The 2,348-nt window shown below is 35.2% G+C and carries 2 protein-coding genes; one reads left to right on the forward strand and one right to left on the reverse strand.

Features of this window, described 5'->3' with window-relative positions:
- A partial coding sequence (gene mobC / locus HMPREF3192_RS04170; RefSeq protein WP_066305683.1) for a plasmid mobilization relaxosome protein MobC occupies positions 1–389 on the reverse strand: 389 nt, incomplete at its 3' end.
- Between the two features lie 380 nt (positions 390–769).
- On the opposite strand from mobC, the gene HMPREF3192_RS04175 reads away from it, so the two are divergent.
- A complete protein-coding gene (locus HMPREF3192_RS04175) occupies positions 770–1,834 on the forward strand; it encodes an IS30 family transposase (protein ID WP_066305685.1) in 1,065 nt (354 codons plus the stop codon).
- Positions 1,835–2,348: the final 514 nt, after the last annotated feature.

The raw sequence follows: 2,348 nt of genomic DNA on the forward strand, positions 1-2,348 counted from the left end.
CCCTCAAGCCGAACCAAGCTTGTCTTTATTTTTTTAAGCTCTTTTTCAATTTTTGACAGCTGGATTGTACACTCATCAATAGCTTCTACAACAACAAGGTTCGATTTTTCCTTATAGTTAGTTTTCAAAATATTCAAAGCATGAGCAATTTGATTGAGGTTATTTCCTTGGTGGTTAAGCTCACGCAAATAGCCTTGATAGGTTTTGGTATCAAGTATAAAAATACGCTTTTTTGAATTGAGATCTTCTGGACTAATTTGTCCAACTTGACAACATTGCCAGCCTAAGCGCAAAAGTGCGCTTCTGGTTATGCCTAAAATCTGAGCTGTTCTTTTAAGGTGTTCAGCATCTTCCTTTGAAACCCGAATATAAAATCGACACGTGTACATAGCAAACCCTTCGGTTCTCGTGCACGCTTTCGATTTTTTGGTAGGCTAGCCTTTTGTTTTTACCTAGAGGTCACGGAGACTCCTCCGTGTGCTGCGACAAGCAGCAGTAGATTTTCAGGGTCAAGGGTTTCCCCTTGCAAGGCTAACTTGTAGCAAGTATAACACAATATGTTATACTTTGTGCGTACAAGTTAGGTCTCTTGCCACCTCAGAATTTGAATGTGCTTTTCAAATTAAGAGGTGCAACGGTTTTGAGAATTTAAGTCTATTCTCAGCCAAATACATAGCTACGACCAGCTACATATTATTAAATTTGCTTAATTTTCGTTCTCAAGTTACTTTTTGAAGGTTTTTAAGTCTTTTCAGAAAGGACATGTTGTATGGATAAGCAACAAGTTTCTCGGCATTACAAAACCATTGATGAATTTGAACGTCATACCCTTGAAACACTTTTGAAGAAAAAGATTGCTATTTCTGAGATAGCCAGAATTATGAATCGCCCAAGGCGCTCAATACAACGAGAGATTAAACGAGGATTAGTTGCATTTTTGAATGAATCTGACAAAGTTATACATTTTGAATACAGTGCAGTTGTAGCACAACAAACGAGGGTTACCAACTTTTCTCGATGCGGAAGTAAGCCAAAACATGATGCAGATGACGCAAAAATTTATGCAAAACTCATTCATGAAAAGAAATGGTCTCCTGCTGCGGTTGTAGCATATGCAACTCAAAACAATTTAGTAAACCTTCCTATAAGCGAATCAACTTTATACACACACGTTGCAAAAGGACTTATTCCAAACACAAGCAATGTACACCTTCCACGAAAAGGTTTAACGTCCAGAAGATCTCAAAAACAATATTCAAAACCAAAAGACCCTTGTTTTGGTGAATCAATAGAAAACCGCCCTGAGGAAATTAATTCACGAAAAACTTTTGGTCACTGGGAAGGTGATTTAGTTTGTAGTGGATGGAATAAAAAAGGTGCTGTGCTAACTTTGCTTGAAAGAAAAACACGGTATTTAGTTTCAATTAAACTTCCAGACAAAAAAGCAGAATCAGTAGATGCTGCACTTAATTTTCTTGAGAAAAAATTAAAAGGAAAAGCATCAAAAATAATTCGCTCAATTACTTTTGATAATGGACGTGAGTTTTCTCACGATAAAGTAATTGAGCAATCATGTTTAAACAAAAATAAAAAACGGTGGAAAGTTTATTATTGTCATCCTTACACATCATGTGAGCGTGGAAGTAACGAAAATGCAAACGGACTTTTAAGACGTGCGGGTATACCAAAAGGTTGTGATATTTCTAATTTAGAAAAGGGGGCTGTTGCAAAAGCAGCACAATGGGTAAATGAATTGCCACGTGAAATTTTAGGTTTCAAAACCGCTGCGCAAGCATTTAGAGAAGAATTATTCAAACTCAAATTAATTGCGTAAAAACAATTCTCACACGAGTTTTTAATTCACGCTTATAATTAATGCACGTTGCATGTAATGTTTAGCGATAATTAATGTGCATTGCATTTAATGTTTGCAAATAATTACAAAACATTACGTGCAATAGTTTCTCACGCTGTAAAAGTCTTATTTGAAACACGTTGCACACACCTTATTTTACCTGCATATTTACTGAGTTTTCGACAAGTTTTCAACATTTTTTCGACAAAATTGTTTTCTATTACAACCAGTTATATCTTACTAGTAGAACATCTTTTATTGTTATTCTTCCTTATTTGTATATCTACCTAACCTACAGGTAGAAAAGAGTAACAAGAAGAAGAAAAGAAAAATATATAAAAAGAAAAGAAGAAGAATAACGAGAAAAGAAATCACCTATGAAAATAGGAGTTACTTTATTTTTTGTTATTTTTGGTTGACGAAAGCATCTTTGTTGTGCTAAACTACTTTTAGCAGATAAAAGCAACTGCGACACTCAAACCCCTTCCTCACA

Origin of the sequence: Atopobium deltae (assembly GCF_001552785.1) — a bacterium.
Taxonomy (GTDB): domain Bacteria; phylum Actinomycetota; class Coriobacteriia; order Coriobacteriales; family Atopobiaceae; genus Atopobium; species Atopobium deltae.

Bases quoted from the DNA above. Each gene is read 5' to 3' on its own strand.
- HMPREF3192_RS04175 (WP_066305685.1), top strand. From the start codon at position 770: ATGGATAAGCAACAAGTTTCTCGGCATTACAAAACCATTGATGAATTT.